The organism is Vibrio sp. 10N.286.51.E5 (genome assembly GCF_041469125.1).
GTDB classification, from domain to species: Bacteria; Pseudomonadota; Gammaproteobacteria; order Enterobacterales; family Vibrionaceae; genus Vibrio; species Vibrio crassostreae_C.
On sequence record NZ_JBFRJZ010000065.1, the window covers coordinates 54,063 to 71,400 of the forward strand.

Genomic DNA, 17,338 nt, shown 5'->3' on the forward strand with positions numbered 1-17,338 from the left:
TCATTGAGCCGCTTAGAAAGTAAAACTCAGTCCGACATTGGCTTGGAATTGGTTCATCCAGTCGGTATCAAAGCGAATGATGCACTCTTGCCCGTTATTTGGGATATTACAAACACCGGAGGTATCGTTGTCGACAACCGTGCCTAACCAACGTACTTGTGTGTTCAACGCTAGTCGGTCACTAAATTTGTACTCTAAGCCACCAAAGATAGAAGTTGAGAATCCATACTTATCTTTTGCCCAGTCTACATCGACGTAAGAAGCACCCAGGCCTAGCCCTAGATAACCCGACAACACAGGCGAAGCAGGGTAGTAGATGCTGCTTTGAAGGTGCAGGTATTGGATGGAGGAGCTTAGGTTAAGCGTTTCTAATTCCGAGCTCTGATTGGAGTAGAAGAAGCCGATGCGTCCTTTTTCAAGTGGCGTTTCAATGGCAAAGGTGTAATTTTCAGAGCCTTTCATGTCATAGGTTTTACCGTCCTGGTCTTCGACACTGCCACCGCCGGTATAACCTACCATAGGTGTAATGATGATCTCCGGCGAAGCATACGCGCTTGAAACGGAGAGAAGCGTAATCAGTGCCATCATATTTGCTTTGTTATTCATGAGTATATCCTTATCCATACACTTACTAATTGTGATGGTTACATCAATATTGTGCGACTAATTTCGACGATTCTTGAAGATACTTCACACACCTGATAGTACTTAAATAGAGACTCGACAAATTAATAATAAACCAGAGGTGTCTATGGACCATAATCTGAAAAATGCCCTACAAATTACCGTGTTTATCTACATGATCATTCTTTCATTTGGCTTTATTGCGATTGGTAGTTAATACCATCTATTGCGAGGCTGAGTTTTGATACTCAGGGAATAATGAATAGTGGGATTATAACCAATATTGATACAGCAATAGACTTGGATTATTACGCTAAGTTTATTGCTGGAAAAACAGCACTGGTCGCTCAAGGTGGCGGACAGAGAAGTATTTTTACTTCTGGAGTGCTGGATGCCTTTCTTCTCTCAAATTTTGACCCCTTCGACGAATTTTTTGGTACCTCAGCAGGTGCTCTCAACTTATGTGCTTATCTGTGCCGTGATAAAGGCCTTGGCCGTTCTTTTGTTCTCGACCTCACAACCTCACCAGAGTTCTTCAATCTCTTTTCCTATATACGACACAGAAAGAACCTAGGATTAGAATGGGCGCTAGAACAAATTATGGCTTACCCATATAAGCTCGATCTGGATTTGGGGCGACAAACGCTAGGCGATCGCCACTTCTATGCGGCTGTAACGGATTCCAAAGACTTACGAGACCACTACTTCCCATTATTGGGCGAAGATTGGTACAAGGTGATGATTGCGACCTGTGCTATTCCTCGCTTGTACAATGACGAAGTCTTTATTGGTGACAGTGCTTATGTGGACGGTGGTGTATCGGCGTGTATCCCAGTTCAGGAAGCGTGGCGAAGACAAGCTCGTTCTATTGTGGTGATTCGTACTGAGCCAGTGGTGGAGGAAGGTAATACCCATTTGGTTGAAGCACCAGTTAAGGGATCTTCAGTCAAAGCGCCTAAACCTATATCTGCAGAAGAACTGGAGTGGTTCCGCGAATCTTTCGACAGTGTTCAAGGCCATTGGCAACAGAAAGTGGAACAGTGGAAAACCGACTGGACCTCTTTCTTCCAACAACAAATTATGCGCTCAAAAGAGCAGAAGCGTGACCGTGGGCATTTAGACCTGCTGAACGGTGGTCGCTGGCTATTTGGTGCAGATGATATTTATCGCTTAAGTCATTTAATCGGAGATAAGTTTGATTCAGGGTTGGCTGACATGCTGATGGTGCATTATCAGACCTACTCATTGACTCAGGATTTTTTGAATTCGCCACCAGACGACGCGTTTGTGGTTCAGATAGCACCTAGTCAAACGCTTAAATCGAGCTCATTAATGAGTCATAAAGATGATTTACTGCATGATTACGAATTGGGTTTAGAAGCCGGTTACCGATTTGTGGAGACCTATACCTCAACGGAAAACGCTCGCAACTCGCATATGCCACAGTTAGCCACCATTGCTGCGGGTAACTAATTCCCGAAGTTGATGAGCTAGCATGCTGTGAGCTCGTTATGCTGTTTAAGCAGATTTTAGTGAGTCGTGTTCTGAAATGAAAAAGGGTTATTGAACTTGGTTCGATAACCCTTTTAAGTTTTTGAGATTAGGCGAATCGTTTCGCCTTAAGGTCAAATATTAGGTGACAGGCAAGATTCTCATACAGTTGGTTGACCCTGCTACATCCATAATGTCGCCTTGAGTGACGATCACTAGGTCACCAAACTTAAGGTGTCCTTTCTCTTTCAAGCAAGTGAGTGTAGATAGTGCAATGTCAAAGCTGTCTTCGGCTTCTGTCTCGAAGTAGATTGGTGTCACACCTCGGTATAAGGTACAGCGATTAAGCGTTCCTTCGTTACGAGACAGCGCGTAGATCGGCATGTCGGCACTCAGGCGAGACATCATCAGTGCGGTGCGGCCTGACTCGGTGAGAGTGACAACGCCTTTAATGCCTTCCATATGGTTTGCAGAGTAGATGGTCGCCATCGAAACGGTTTCTTCGGCAGTAACAAAGGTGCGGTCAATACGGTAATTGGATTGGTTATTAATGCCTGCCATTTTTTCCGCACCAATACAGACTTCAGCCATCGATTTTACGGTCTCGACTGGGTAGTCACCAGCTGCAGTTTCACCAGACAGCATCACAGCATCGGTGCCATCGAGTACGGCGTTGGCAACATCCATAACTTCGGCACGGGTTGGCATTGGCGCAGAAATCATTGATTCCATCATCTGAGTTGCGGTGATGACAGTTCGGTTAAGCGCTCTGGCACGGCGTATAAGCTGTTTTTGTACTCCGACTAACTCAGGGTCGCCAATTTCCACTCCGAGGTCACCACGAGCCACCATGACCACATCTGAGGCCATTATGATGTCATCCATGTTCTCAACTGTAGCTACTGTCTCTGCTCGCTCCACTTTTGCGACGAGGTGAGCTTCTAAGCCGGCTTCTCGTGCAAGCTGACGAGCATAGTGCATGTCTTCACCATTACGAGGGAAAGACACCGCTAGGTAATCCACTTTGATTTGTGCGGCGGTGACGATGTCGCGCTTGTCTTTTTCTGTTAGCGCTTCTGCGGAAAGGCCACCCCCTTTTTTGTTGATGCCTTTGTTATTTGAGAGTGGGCCGCCAATGATGACTTCGGTATGAACGCGACAGCCTTCCACTTTGGTTACTTTGAGTTGAACACGACCATCGTCAAGCAACAGTATATCGCCGGCGGATACGTCGTTAGGCAGTTCTTTGTAATCAAGGCCAACGGCTTTTTGATTGCCTTCACCTAAACCTAGGCTGCTGTCGAGAGTAAATAGGTCACCTACTGCAAGTTGAATTTTGCCATCTTTGAATGTCGACACACGAATCTTGGGACCTTGTAAGTCTCCGAGAATGGCGATTTGAGTACCGTGTCTTTTTGCTATTGCTCTGACTTTTTCTGCGCGTTGTATATGGTCGTCGCTGGTGCCGTGAGAGAAGTTCATACGGACTATATTGGCACCGGCTTTGATGATCTCTTCAAGCACGTTACCTTTATCAGTAGAAGGGCCTAGCGTTGTGACGATTTTCGTTTTTCTTAATTCGGCTGTCATGAATACTCCTAGAGTGAGGCCAAGTAATCTTTTAAAAGACTGAATTAAGTATATGCATTAATTGATAATTTATTGGGAGCTAGGAGGATATTTCTTGATTTGCCTTTAATTATTGAATTCAGGGCTCAAATGCGATGTTTTATTCTGAAAATTAAGTCGCAAATTATCGATGTGGGTGTTAATTTTCCTCGAACTATTTGACTCGATACACAAAGATTCATGTATATACGTGATACTGGTCACGGCGATATACCAAGTGACTTCACAATTACTTCGCAAAGTAAAAAAATTACCTCGTTGATGATTTCTGGAGCGTAAAATGTACATGGCTCAACCGGGCCATATTGATCATATCAAACAGGTCAATGCTGGTCGTGTATATAAACTAATTGACCTTAAAGGTCCTATTTCTCGTATCGATCTGTCCAAGCAAAGTGAGTTGGCTCCGGCGAGTATTACTAAAATTACCCGTGAACTCATTGAAGCTCACCTTATTCACGAAACGACGGTTCAAGAAGCCACGACTCGTGGGCGTCCTGCTGTCGGTCTGCAAACCAATAACGAAGGTTGGCAATTTTTGTCGATGCGTCTTGGTCGCGGATACTTGACGATCGCGCTCCATGAATTGGGCGGCGACGTGCTTATCGATACCAAGATTGATATCCATGAACGTGATCAAGACGATGTGCTTGCGCGTCTTCTCCATGAAATCGATGAGTTCTTCCAAACCTATGCCGAGCAACTCGACAGGGTGACGAGTATCGCTATCACACTGCCAGGTCTGGTGAATTCAGAGCAAGGTATTGTGTTGCAGATGCCGCACTATAACGTTGAAAACTTAGCGTTGGGGCCGGAGATCTACAAAGAAACCGGTTTGCCAGTTTTTATTGCCAATGATACCCGAGCGTGGGCATTAGCAGAAAAGCTGTTTGGTAACTCACAAGACAACGACAACTCTGTTCTTATCTCGATTCACCACGGTTTAGGTGCCGGGATCATTCTTGATGGTCGCGTTCTGCAAGGACGTCACGGTAACATCGGTGAGTTGGGGCATATCCAGATCGACAAGGAAGGCAAGCTTTGCCACTGTGGTAATCGAGGCTGTTTAGAAACGGTGGCGAGTTCTCAGGCAATCCGTGAGCAAGTCAAAGAGCGATTGGTAAATGGTGAAGAATCAACGCTAACGGTGTTTGAAGACGTCACTATTGAACAGATCTGTGCTGCCGCTGCTAATGGGGATCCGCTGGCTGTCGAAGTGATTGAACAGTTAGGCCGTTATCTAGGTTCTGCGATTGCGATTGTGATTAACCTGTTCAACCCAGAGAAAATCTTGGTGGGTGGTGTTATCAATCAGGCGAAGAGCGTGTTATACCCGGCGATTCAAAAGTGTATCGAAGAGCAGAGTCTATCGGTTTACCATAAAGACTTAGAGCTGGTGGAATCTCGTTTTTATAAGCAGGCAACCATGCCAGGTGCTGCGCTCATCAAGCAGGCCTTATACGATGGCCAACTGTTAATGAAAGTTATTGAAGGTTAACCCCTTTTTCTCGTCTTGTAGCCTTACCTTGAACCTTTCCATGTACTTAAGCTTTGTATAACATCATTTGTTGTACTTAGTTTAAGCATTCTGTGCATTGGCGCTTTGCTTTAACCTATTGAAGTAGGCTATTGTAGCCACAGTTATTATTTGTCACTAAGGTGTTGTATGTCTGGCGTTTTAAATTCGGTTGATCAGAGAACCAAACTGGTCGGTGAAAACCGTCTGGAACTCTTGTTATTCAGCTTAAATAGTCGTCAACTATTTGCGATTAACGTATTTAAAGTGAAAGAAGTCCTCAAAGTGCCAGTACTCACTCGCTTACCGGGCTCTCATCATCATATTACGGGTGTTGCGTCTTTACGTGGTGAATCGGTGCCTGTTATCGATTTACGCAGTGCCATTGGCTTTCCGCCATCTCGTGCGGAGTCTCAAGAGAGCAACCTGATTATTACGGAATACAACCGAACCGTACAAGGTTTCTTGGTTGGGCAAGTTCGTAATATCGTGAACACGACATGGACAGAAATCCAGCCGCCGCCAAAGACAACAGGCCGTGCAAACTACCTAACCGCTATTACGCATATTCAAGAAGAAGAGCAGCACAAGATCGTCGAGATCATCGATGTTGAGAAAGTGTTGGCTGAGATCATTGATTACGATGTCTCGATCTCTGAAGGCGTTTTAGATGAACAATTAGCTCAGGAGATGATAGGACGCAATGTGCTTATCGTTGATGACTCTTCAACAGCGCGTAACCAGATCAAAGGCACCTTGTCGCAGTTGGGTTTGAACATTATTGAGTGTTGTGATGGCTTAGAAGCACTGACCTTACTTAAGGGCTGGTGTGATGAAGGCAAAGACATCAATCAAGAAATATTGTTGATGATCACCGATGCTGAAATGCCTGAAATGGACGGCTACAAGCTGACACACGAAGTACGTACTGACCCAAGAATGCATGACCTATTCATCACGCTAAATACTTCATTAAGTGGAAGTTTTAATGAAGCTATGGTTGAGAAAGTAGGGTGTAACCGCTTTATTTCTAAGTTCCAGCCAGACCTCTTGGTTGAAGTGACTCAAGAGCGAATGCGTCAGATTTTATAATTAATGCTGCTGTACGGTTTGTTTTGAGTGACCTTATAGAAAACGCTTGCTAATATTCACGCAGCATATTTTTCTTAACGAAATATGCTCAACTACTAGCGTAATTTTTCACACACAATCTAAGGTAGTTCCTCTTAATGATATGGTTAACGTCTAAAGTCGTCATGACTTTGAGCTTATTACTGTATAGGGAATTTAAGAAAAGACGTACGGAAGCTGAAGTTGAGTCATAACTCAACAACTGGAATTGAAGGGAAGCGGATGCTTCCCTTTTTCGTTTTTCTTTCTCTCTTTTCTTTAGCCAATGATCGATTGAGAACAGTTGGTACTTCGCTAATGAAAATCCCGAGATTTGGTTTTCAAGCCAACAATTTCATCGGTAATATCGATAAGTTTTCCCGCGATAACATGCACGATTTCACCTTCTTTTTCTAATATCCCTTGTACTTTTAACACCTTGGCTGTGAGATAAGCTTGCTGTTGAGCGCGTGCGGTTGCTCCCCATACCACGACATTAATATTGCCAGTGCTATCTTCCAGCGTAACAAAGGTGACACCTGCCGCGGTGCCGGGAGATTGTTTACCTGTGACTAATCCGACAACGGTGACCATAGATTTGTGTCTTTGCTGTATTAAATCTTTCATGTGTGTGAATCGACCTAATCGTCTTGCTTCTTCGAGCAAAGTGATGGGGTGCTTGTTCAATGAAATTCCGACACTGGTGAAGTCTTCGAGTAGATCTTGCATCTCATTGGGCTTGTGCAGTACATGTTCGTCATGTCCTGCCTCAGCATCGTCATAGGCTTGGCTAAACAGAGGTAAATCCGACGCCGAGTCCATGATCGCCCAGCGAGTCTGGAAGCGGTCTCCAGAAACGTTATGTAGCGCATTGGCCGATGCCAGTAGCTCGATATCTTTCTTATTCATCGATAACTGTTTCACCTGACTAGGGTGGCGATAACCGGATGGTGGACGATTGGCGAGCACGCTTTGAATTCCATGCTCGCTGAATCCTTTGATTTGTCGCAGCCCTAAGCGAATCGCTAGACCATTCTGATGAGGGGCAACCGTGTGGTCGTTTTGAGAAGCGTTCACACATACCGGAAGTATCACCACATTGTGTCGTTGTGCGTCTTGTACCAACTGTGAAGGGCTATAAAACCCCATCGGTTGGCTATTCAACAGAGAAGCGTAGAAGCACTCTGGGTAGTAGCATTTCAACCAAGCGGAGCAATACGCTAACACCGCAAACGAAGCGGAGTGGCTTTCAGGAAAACCGTACTCGCCAAAGCCGCATATCTGTTTAAAGATCTGCTCAGCAAACTCTGTCTCATAGCCGCGCTTTTGCATTCCTTCGATGAGTTTGTTTTTAAACTTAAAGACGTTGCCATTTTTTTTCCAAGCGGCCATTGCCCGTCTGAGTTGATCTGCTTCTCCGCCTGTGAACCCTGCAGCGACCATCGCGAGTTTGATCACTTGCTCTTGGAATATCGGTACACCTAAGGTGCGCGACAGTACTGATTCCACGTCTTTAGATGGATAACTGATTGGCTCAATGCCATCTCGACGCTTGAGAAACGGATGCACCATATCACCCTGAATAGGGCCTGGGCGTACGATAGCGATTTGAATCACCAAGTCGTAATAAGTCTTCGGTTTAAGCCTTGGCAGCATGCTCATTTGTGCGCGTGACTCAATTTGGAATATCCCGACTGTGTCTGCTCGCTGAATCATGCCGTAAACCTGAGGATCGTCCTTAAGGCGAGTGATCTCAGCAATGGTCAGTGATCGCCCGTGAATACGTTTGATCAGGTCGAAACATTTACGAATCGCAGAGAGCATACCCAACGCGAGCACATCAACTTTCAGCAAGCCTAAGGTTTCTAGATCATCCTTATCCCATTGGATAATGGTTCGATCGTGCATCGCTGCATTTTCGACGGGAACCAGCTCATACAAAGGCCCTGAGGATATGACAAAGCCACCGACATGTTGAGATAAGTGACGTGGGAAGCCGATAATCTCATTAACCAAGTGGATAAACTGCTGCCCCTTCAAAGAATCAGGTTGTAGCCCTAATTGAGTGAGCTGAGCCTGCCAACCTAAGCTTTTGTCCCTGCGATTGGTGTTCTTGATGAAGTAGTCGAGCTGAGTTTCTTGTAGCCCTAATGCTTTTCCTACATCCCTTACCGCGCTTTTAAAGCGATAAGAAATGACCGTTGCGGCAAGTGCAGCCCTTTCTCTACCGTATTTTTGATAGATGTATTGAATAACTTCTTCACGGCGTTCGTGTTCAAAATCGACATCAATATCGGGCGGCTCATCACGTTCTTTACTGATGAAACGTTCAAATAGCACTGAAATCTGCCTTGGGTCGACTGAGGTGATTTCTAAGCAATAACACACCACGGAATTGGCAGCTGAACCTCGACCTTGGTAAAGAATGCCTTGGCTTTTAGCAAACATCACGATGTCGTGAATCGTGAGAAAAAAGAAAGGGTAGTCGAGCTCGCCAATCAGCCCCAGCTCTTTATCTATGATTTGTTGAATGTCATTAGGGACACCTTGTGGAAAGCGAGCCTTTTTTCCTTTCTCGACCAACATACGTAGATAACTCATGGGTGTCTCACCTTGAGGAATCAGTTCACTTGGGTATTCGTAACGTAGGCTACCTAAATCAAATTCACACAGCTCAGAAATTCGGTTGCTCTCTTCCAGCCACTCAGCTTTGAATATATGAGAGAGCTTATTGATGCTGCGTAAACAGCGCTCGGCATTCGCCAGTAAGTGACTGCCCACTTCGGTAATGGGCTTTTGGTACTTTATCGCAGTGAGTGAGTGCTGTAAGGGTAAGCGGTTAGCATTGTGCATTAGCACGCCACCACAAGCTGTTATCGGCAGTTGATGATGTTGTGACAGCTCAACGCAGTAATCTGTGTACTGCTGGTCGGTTTGCTTTAGGTGTCTTTGTAAGCCGATCCAAAGCCGACCTGAATGGTGCTGGGAGAGCCATTTCCCCCAATGCGCGTCTTCATTTTTCTGTTGAGGAAGCCAAAGAATAAAGCAGTGCTTAGCCGACATGATATCCCACTCAGAGAGCTGATAATGTCCCTTACTGCTACGACGTCTCGCGTTGGTAATTATACGGCACAGCTCGGCGTAGGCTTGTCTGTTTGGGCATATCAAGATCACTTGGCACTCTTCATTTAACCAAAACATGCTCCCGACAATTTGCTTGAGTGACAGTTTATGTTGCTTGATTGCAGAGTGAACCTTAACGATGCCCGCGACTGAGCACTCATCAGTAACCGCGAGTGCTTTGTAACGTAAGAAGTCGGCCTGTAAAACAAGCTCTTCCGCATGCGAAGCTCCCTCTAGAAAGGAGTAATTACTTTGACAGAAAAGCTCTGAGTATTGCTGAGACATAACGTAATCTCACTTAACCATTGCGAGTGAACATGATTGAAAAGGGACGCTGAAATTGAATAAGTAGAACGGAGGAGCTAACAAAGTTTCTTGCTGACTTACGTTCTTACCGACTAGCTAAATAAGCCGTGCAAAAACCACTGTTTATCTGGCGTTTTAAATATCCAGAGCCACCGACCGTTTTCGCTGTGAGCAATAAAGTAGTCACGAATGACCTTCTCTCCGTCCCACCAGCCAGACACAATGCGCTCTGGGCCTTGAGATAAGGTGACGCTTTCGGTTAAGGCTTCGGGCTCTGGCAGTAAAATACTGGGCCTGAGCCGCTGTTGAACGACGCTGAGAGCTGTGGTTTGTTGCTCGCTCCTTGAGGGCGCTTGCCTTTTTGTCACAGACTTACTCAGTGTTGGGAGCGAATACTGATTGGCCTTTTCTGGCCTTGGGTCGTGCTGTATTTTTGGTGTTTGAATACAGGCTTGTCCAAGCTTTGCTTGCAGTAGTGAGAGCAAATCTAACGCGGCAAGTGTTCCGGTATTACCATCAAAAAGATCATGGTAGGCCATTTGGGGTTCTCCATGACGAACCAAGCTGAGGGTCAGTCCTTGAACCGGTGCGGTGAGCTTGAGTGACTCTAAGGTGAGATGAGTAAGGTTCGCCCATTTTTCAGCAAGGTAATCACCTTGTGCCGAATAAAAAGAGACAGGGTGATCGTCTTTATCTCTTAGGTGTAAAGTCAGAGTTAACTCGAAAGCCACTCGATCGCGTAGCTTCAAAAAACATTCGAGTTGATTCAGTAATTTCAGCAACGGCTTTTCGATAAATAGGATGTTTTCAATATCAAACAATAGCTCCAAATATTGCTGGAAATTCTCTGGTGGATGATAGAAATCAATCGGGTGCTTGAACTGGCCGTTAAGGCGACCGACATAATTCACCAAGTCGATATCAAAGCGGCGTGCGACCTCTTGCAAAGGCAGCTTTAATAAGTCTTCAACGGTATTGATACCGACACGGTTCAGGCGTTCCACTTGCTTGGTCGGTAGCTCACTGGAAATTAATGCTTGTTGATTGACCCAAGTTTTCATCTGCTCAATATTGTTTGTTGCTTGGTTGATCGCTTGCTTACCCAAAAGGATCGCAGAAAGCGGCGAATAACCCGTCGCAAAGTTGAACTGAATATTGAGCGTTTCTAAATGGCTTTTGAGTTCATGCCAATAGTTATCTAGCCCGTCGTAAAGTGACAGCATGTTAGAGGCTTTAATCAACAAACCATTAGGTGGCAATAACGCCATGTCGGAAGTGACCAGATACGCCCATTGAGCGATCTCTTTAAGCTTACTTTTCTCCAGTTCAATACTGTAAGGGTGGACGTGTAAGTTGTGGCACAAAGCTGCTGCAGACCCTAAGCCCATACCAAGCGAAATTCCCGATTGCAGCGCAGCTGGGTTTGCTTGCAGTACATGGTGATCTTTTTCATCCACGATGATAATAGGTTGTTCGCGTGAGTCTTCGCTCGAACCCAATTCATTAGAGTTAAACAAGGTATCCAACTGCAGAGATGGAAAGTGCAGATAAAGCCACAACATACGTTAGCCTTGCTTCGCAATAGGAAAAGCCAGCACAGTGTTACCAGACAAAGCGCGGTCTGAATTGTCTTCATAAACGACTTTCTCTGTGAGTAACGGCCAGTAGTGTGTCATGTCTAGAATAAAGCTGCCATACGACCAGCTGCCTTTTCTCTTAGTCACTTCAACCTTTAATCCCTGCGCGTGAGAAGAGAGTTTCATGCTTAAGGAAACGGGCAGGGATAATTGATTATGGCTGGTGGCTTTAAAGTGAAACTGCAGGCACTTACCGGTTTCACTGGCTGCTTGTAGGCGCTTTGTTTGGTGTATTTCTAGATCGGCTCCCCATAGCAATACAGAGTGACAAGCGCCGCTTTTGAGGCACTGCTCAGCTGCCCACAACGCATCGAGATCGCGTTGAGGCTGGATAACGAGAATGTTTTCTAATTCAATGCCTTGGCTGTTAAAAAACTCAGCACAGATCTTCCCTGGCGGGTTAATGAATATGGCCAGTTTTTGCGAGTTTTGTTGAGATAAATAGGGCGTCAGTAGGCGAAGCTCGCCGATCCCTTGTTGTGATTCAACTTCAATAACGCCGTGCGTCGGGAAGCCGCCATCAAGCTGTTTATCCAGTTGAGGATAGCCTGTTGAAGTGGTGCTTCCTTGCGTTGTTGATTGTAACCCTTTCCAGATTAGCTGGCGGTCTTGTAAGTTTTTTATTAGTTCATGCATAATTAAATACCTGTATATTTATACAGTATATTTAACAATGAAAAAGATGCAAAGAGAAATGATGAAAATTAGCGGCAGTAAGTGTTAGTTGATTGATTTAGATACAAAAAAAGCCGCTATGGAAGCGACTTTTTACTATTGGTCAATGATATCAAGTTACTTAGGTTGAGCATCGATACATTGGCCATTAATGTCTGTCACACTTGGGTTCATTAAGTGTAGGTACAGTGGGATGATGTCGAGTGGCGTTTTTAGCTTATTCGCATCTTCTCCTGGGTACGCTTTTGCACGCATCCGTGTTTGAGTGCCGCCTGGATTGATTGCGTTAACACGGATGTTTGTGTCTTCAAGCTCGTCCGCTAGGATCTGCATCATACCTTCGGTAGCAAACTTAGAAATTGCGTAAGTGCCCCAGAATGTACGGCCAGAGTGACCAACCGTTGAAGAGGTAAATACGATACGACCTGCTTCTGCTTTTTTAAGTGCAGGTAGCAGAGCTTGAGTCATCAAGAACTCAGACTTCACATTGATCTGCATAACATCATCAAAGGTTTCTTCATCAATCTGCTCAAACGGGCTCAGAGTGCCAAGAACGCCAGCATTATGAAGTAGACCGTCTAAACGACCGAACTGTGATTGAATGGTTTCAGCCATATCAACGTAGTTCTGCTTTGTCGCACCTTTTAAATCCAATGGGATAATCGCAGGTTGTGGGTAACCAGCGCTTTCGATTTCATCGTAAATGAATTCAAGGTTTTTAACATTGCGGCCTAACAGAATGACAGTTGCACCATGTTGAGCGAAGCTTAGTGCTGCTTGGCGACCAATGCCAGCACCGGCACCTGTAACCAAAATTACTTTATCTTTGAGGGCATCTGTAGAGATTGGGTAATCCACTGTGCTTATCCTTCTTTCTTTTATTATGTTCGTCATTCCATTGATGTTTAATCACACAGATAACCGCAGGAATGATGAGAAATTCTTGGTAATCGTGACAAGATGGTTACAATACACTAATTCATACAATAGGGGATATGACATTGGAATTTTTGTTGGACTACGGCTTGTTTTTAGCCAAGATTGCGACCGTTGTAATCGCCATCATCGCAATTTTAGTGATTGCTAAATCTGTGGGTGGGAAATCAAGCGCGATTAAAGGTGAGCTGGAAATCACGAACCTATCTGAACATCATAAACAGACGATTGAACAACTAGAGCACCATCTACATGATGATGCTTTCATCAAAGCCCGTGATAAAGCAGAAAAGAAAGCGGAAAAAGAGAAAGTAAAATCACGCGGTAAAGAAGTGAAGAAAGCAGCGAAAGAGGGTGAGCTTGATAGTAAGCGTGAACCACATCTATTCGTTCTTGATTTTAACGGCAGCATCGATGCGAAAGAAGTGGCTTCATTACGTGAAGAGGTAACGGCGGTTCTGGCTGTGGCTCGTGAAGGTGATGAAGTATTGCTGAAACTTGAGTCTGGCGGTGGCATGGTTCACGGCTATGGTTTAGCGTCTTCTCAACTTGATCGTATCAAAGCGGCAGGTTTGCCTCTGACTATCTCGGTAGACAAAGTGGCGGCAAGCGGCGGCTACATGATGGCATGTATCGCAGACAAAATTGTATCTGCACCGTTTGCTATTGTTGGCTCTATTGGTGTTATCGCTCAACTGCCAAACTTCAACAAACTGCTTAAAAAGCACGACATTGAATTCGAACAGCTAACGGCAGGTGAGTACAAACGCACGCTTACTATGTTTGGTGAGAACAGTGATAAAGCACGCGAGAAGTTTAAAGAAGAGCTAGAGGAGACTCATGGTTTGTTTAAAGATTTCATCCGTGACCATCGACCTGCGCTAGATCTTGAAAAAGTAGCAACGGGTGAGCACTGGTTTGGTACACAAGCGCATGAACTTGGGCTGGTGGATGAGATTAGCACTTCTGATGATTTAGTCGTAGCGGCATGTAAGGACAAAACAGTTCTAGCGATTCACTACGTACAGAAGAAAAAGCTGTCAGACAAACTAGCGGGCGTGGCAGGTAAATCTGCAGACAGTGTGCTGATGAAGCTGATTGAACGCGGCCAAAAGCCGATTGTTTAAGCTTATTGAGTTCTAGTTCTAGTTCTAGTTCTAGGTTTAGTGCCTTACGTTCATTTGCAGACGTTTGAGCCTTAAAAAGAAAGCGCATAAGTCATCAGACTTATGCGCTTTTTTATTGCTCCACTTCCGAGCGGGTGACCACTATGTTGTAGGGGGAGCGGAGTTTTATACCAAGCACTGACTTACTGTGATTGATATTAAATCTTGGCTCCATAATCATTACGCTTTGGACAAGTGGTCAGAATCTCTCTATGACCCGTATCTTTGAGCTCTTCCAAAATCACATCAAAGCCCCACAAGCGATAGAGATGTTTCATCACTTCGTCGTAGCCTTTATCAAGCGGGATACGGCCGTGAGGCACATACTGCAGTGTCATCGAGCGGTCACCGCGAACATCGACATTAAACACCTGGATATTCGGCTCAAGGTTGCTTAGATTGTACTGCGCCGCAAGCTTTTCACGAATTAAGCGATAGCCCGGATCGTCGTGAATAGCGCTTATCTCAATGGTGTTTTTGCGGTCGTCGTCGAGCACAGAGAACAACTTAAAGTCTCGAATGATTTTTGGTGAAAGGTATTGGCTGATAAAGCTTTCATCTTTGAAATTGTGCATGGCAAAGTGCACCGCCTCTAACCAATCACTTCCGGCTAACTCAGGGAACCATTCTTTGTCTTCATCGGTTGGTTCTTCACAGATACGTCGAATGTCTCTAAACATTGCAAAGCCAAGCGCATAAGGGTTTATCCCACTGAAATAAGGGCTGTTGTAGGCGGGTTGTGCGACCACGCTGGTGTGGCTGTGTAGGAATTCTAAGATAAACTTATCACTCACCAAGCCTTCGTCGTAAAGGTGGTTAAGAATGGTGTAATGCCAGAAGGTTGCCCAGCCCTCATTCATTACTTGAGTTTGTTTCTGAGGATAGAAGTATTGGCTTACCTTGCGAACAATACGAACACACTCACGTTGCCAAGGTTCAAGCAGTGGGGCGTTCTTCTCAATAAAGTACAGAATGTTTTCTTGAGGCTCACTAGGGAAACGTATCTTGGTCTCTTCTTCCTTACTTTTGTTCTGAGGAACCGTTCTCCAAAGTTCGTTCACTTGAGATTGCAGATACGCTTCACGTTCTTCTTGTCTTGCGGTTTCTTCCGCAATGGAAATCTTTTCTGGGCGTTTGTATCTGTCTACGCCGTAGTTCATGAGAGCATGACAAGAATCGAGAAGTTTCTCGACTTCAGCTACACCGTATTTTTCTTCGCAATCGGTAATGTATTTTTTCGCGAATAATAGATAGTCGATAATCGAGCTTGCATCAGTCCAAGTTTGGAACAGGTAATTACCCTTAAAGAACGAGTTATGGCCGTAACAGGCATGCGCCATTACCAATGCTTGCATGGTGACAGTGTTCTCTTCCATTAAGTAAGCGATACATGGATCTGAATTGATCACGATTTCGTACGCTAAGCCCATTTGGCCGTGTTTGTAGTTTTGCTCTGTCTGGATGAACTTCTTACCAAAAGACCAGTGGTTGTAATTGATGGGCATACCAATACTGGAGTAAGCATCCATCATCTGCTCAGAGGTAATCACTTCAATCTGGTTCGGGTAAGTGTCTAAACGGTAATGCTGCGCCACACGCTTAATTTCTACGTGATATTGTTCCAAGAGGTTGAACGTCCAATCTGGACCATCAGGCAGCATCTTGTCGTTTTTCTTCTGTGCAGATTTGTCTTTCTCTGCAACGTTTGATTTCGCTGTCATGGCAAACTCCCTTACGCAGTCTCTTTCTGGAACAGTTCTCTAAACACAGGAAAAATATCATCCACCGTTTTAATGTTTTTCATGGCGAAGTTGTCAAAGCAACTCTCGAGTTTTTCGTATTCGTGCCAAAGTGTTTGATGAGAGCGGCGTGTTATTTCGATGTAAGAGTAATATTGGCAAGTTGGCAGAAGCGTATTGACCAGTAACTCTTTACAGCGAGGAGAGTCATCAGCCCAGTTATCGCCATCAGAGGCTTGTGCTGCATAGATGTTCCACTCATTAGCAGGGTAGCGGTCTGCGACAATTTCCTTCATCAGTTTCAGTGCGCTTGAAACAATGGTGCCACCCGTTTCTTGTGAGTAGAAAAACTCATGTTCGTCGACCTCTTTAGCCTGAGTATGGTGACGAATAAACACAACATCGACGTTTTCGTAGGTGCGATTTAAGAACAGATACAGAAGAACATAAAAGCGCTTCGCAATATCTTTTGTGGCCTGATCCATAGAGCCCGATACATCCATTAGACAGAACATCACGGCTTGGCTAGATGGAATAGGGCGCTTCTCGTAGTTTTTAAAACGTAAGTCGAAGGTGTCAATGAACGGCACGCTTTCAATCTTTTTACGTAACTCGGCAATCTCTTCTTTGAGGCGACCTTCCTCAAAAGGTTGTGCCGGCTCCGTCATTTTAACTTGGTCAAGCTGTTCCATCAGTAGGTTAAGCTCGCGCTTTTTACCTGCTGTCATCGCGGTTCTACGAGCCAGAGATTGCTGTAGTGAACGAACGATAGCGATGTTGGATGGAATCCCCGCGCTTTGGTAACCAGAGCGGTGAGTTTTCCATTCGGTGATTTTGTTGACCTGATTTTTCTCTAGATTAGGTAGAGCTAAATCTTCAAAGAGAATATCAAGATACTCATCTTTTGAAATTTGGAAGGTAAATTCATCTTGGCCTTCGCCATCAGGGCTTGCGTCGCCTTGGCCTGAGCCACCACCTTGACCACCACCTTTAGGGCGTTCGATTTTATCGCCAGTGATGAACTGATCATTACCTGGGTGAACGCGCTCTCTTACGCCGCCTTGACCTTGGTGAAAGTTCGGCTCTTTGATGTCTTTATGGGGAATAGTGACGTCTTCACCTGTTTCTGTATTGGTGATTGAGCGTCGGTTAACTGCATCGGCCACAGATTCTTTGATTTGCTCTTTATGGCGTCGTAAGAAACGCTGTCTATTCACAGCACTCTTATTTTTGCCATTGAGCCTCCGATCGATAAATTGTGCCATAAGAACTCCCTCTCAGCTGATGTCGCGATCCTACTTTTTATACGGGTATAAGAGTTATTGGTTTACTAAGGTATAAAAGTTATTGGTTTATACGAGCTGCTCAGTTGAGCAGCTCAATACC

The 17,338-nt window shown here is 45.0% G+C and carries 13 protein-coding genes; 5 read left to right on the top strand and 8 right to left on the bottom strand.

What is annotated here, in order from left to right:
• Positions 1-12 precede the first annotated feature (12 nt).
• On the bottom strand, positions 13-606 hold the full coding sequence (locus tag AB4161_RS20300) for an outer membrane beta-barrel protein (protein ID WP_017067207.1): 594 nt from the start codon (positions 604-606) through the stop codon (positions 13-15).
• A gap of 145 nt (positions 607-751) precedes the next feature.
• Here AB4161_RS20300 and AB4161_RS20305 point away from each other — a divergent pair, with 145 nt between their 5' ends.
• Complete coding sequence (locus tag AB4161_RS20305; protein WP_100214626.1) at positions 752-841, top strand: YnhF family membrane protein; 90 nt, start codon at positions 752-754, stop codon at positions 839-841.
• A 41-nt stretch (positions 842-882) separates the two neighbouring features.
• Complete coding sequence (locus AB4161_RS20310; RefSeq protein ID WP_017063485.1) at positions 883-2,097, top strand: patatin family protein; 1,215 nt, start codon at positions 883-885, stop codon at positions 2,095-2,097.
• Positions 2,098-2,256: 159 nt separating this feature from the next.
• Here AB4161_RS20310 and pyk read toward each other — a convergent pair whose 3' ends face one another.
• Complete coding sequence (pyk, locus tag AB4161_RS20315; RefSeq protein WP_017067208.1) at positions 2,257-3,705, bottom strand: pyruvate kinase; 1,449 nt, start codon at positions 3,703-3,705, stop codon at positions 2,257-2,259.
• Between the two features lie 319 nt (positions 3,706-4,024).
• On the opposite strand from pyk, the gene AB4161_RS20320 reads away from it, so the two are divergent.
• Complete coding sequence (locus AB4161_RS20320; RefSeq protein ID WP_017062140.1) at positions 4,025-5,242, top strand: ROK family protein; 1,218 nt, start codon at positions 4,025-4,027, stop codon at positions 5,240-5,242.
• A 168-nt stretch (positions 5,243-5,410) separates the two neighbouring features.
• The gene (locus AB4161_RS20325; RefSeq protein WP_017062139.1) at positions 5,411-6,352 is read left to right on the top strand and encodes a chemotaxis protein CheV; all 942 of its coding nucleotides are present in this window, start codon (positions 5,411-5,413) and stop codon (positions 6,350-6,352) included.
• Positions 6,353-6,685: 333 nt separating this feature from the next.
• Here the strand turns inward: AB4161_RS20325 and AB4161_RS20330 are convergent, their stop codons facing one another.
• From AB4161_RS20330 to AB4161_RS20345, 4 genes are all read right to left on the bottom strand, one after another.
• Positions 6,686-9,778: an error-prone DNA polymerase gene (locus AB4161_RS20330; protein ID WP_372084095.1), complete on the bottom strand. Its 3,093-nt coding sequence runs from the start codon at positions 9,776-9,778 to the stop codon at positions 6,686-6,688.
• Positions 9,779-9,891: 113 nt separating this feature from the next.
• Positions 9,892-11,361, bottom strand: coding sequence for a DNA polymerase Y family protein (locus AB4161_RS20335; protein WP_372084097.1), 1,470 nt, complete (start codon positions 11,359-11,361; stop codon positions 9,892-9,894).
• A 3-nt stretch (positions 11,362-11,364) separates the two neighbouring features.
• The gene (gene imuA, locus AB4161_RS20340; protein ID WP_017063488.1) at positions 11,365-12,072 is read right to left on the bottom strand and encodes a translesion DNA synthesis-associated protein ImuA; all 708 of its coding nucleotides are present in this window, start codon (positions 12,070-12,072) and stop codon (positions 11,365-11,367) included.
• Between the two features lie 156 nt (positions 12,073-12,228).
• The gene (locus AB4161_RS20345) at positions 12,229-12,969 is read right to left on the bottom strand and encodes a YciK family oxidoreductase (protein WP_372084099.1); all 741 of its coding nucleotides are present in this window, start codon (positions 12,967-12,969) and stop codon (positions 12,229-12,231) included.
• Between the two features lie 143 nt (positions 12,970-13,112).
• Between AB4161_RS20345 and sohB the strand changes: the two genes are divergently transcribed.
• Positions 13,113-14,174 carry a protease SohB gene (gene sohB / locus AB4161_RS20350; protein WP_009849001.1) on the top strand — a complete coding sequence of 354 codons (1,062 nt, stop codon included), beginning with the start codon at positions 13,113-13,115 and terminating at the stop codon, positions 14,172-14,174.
• A gap of 197 nt (positions 14,175-14,371) precedes the next feature.
• Here sohB and AB4161_RS20355 read toward each other — a convergent pair whose 3' ends face one another.
• Together AB4161_RS20355 and AB4161_RS20360 are read right to left on the bottom strand one after the other, a co-directional pair.
• Complete coding sequence (locus AB4161_RS20355) at positions 14,372-15,934, bottom strand: SpoVR family protein (RefSeq protein WP_017102060.1); 1,563 nt, start codon at positions 15,932-15,934, stop codon at positions 14,372-14,374.
• An 11-nt stretch (positions 15,935-15,945) separates the two neighbouring features.
• Positions 15,946-17,217, bottom strand: coding sequence for a YeaH/YhbH family protein (locus AB4161_RS20360; protein WP_372084102.1), 1,272 nt, complete (start codon positions 17,215-17,217; stop codon positions 15,946-15,948).
• Between the last annotated feature and the right edge of the window lie 121 nt (positions 17,218-17,338).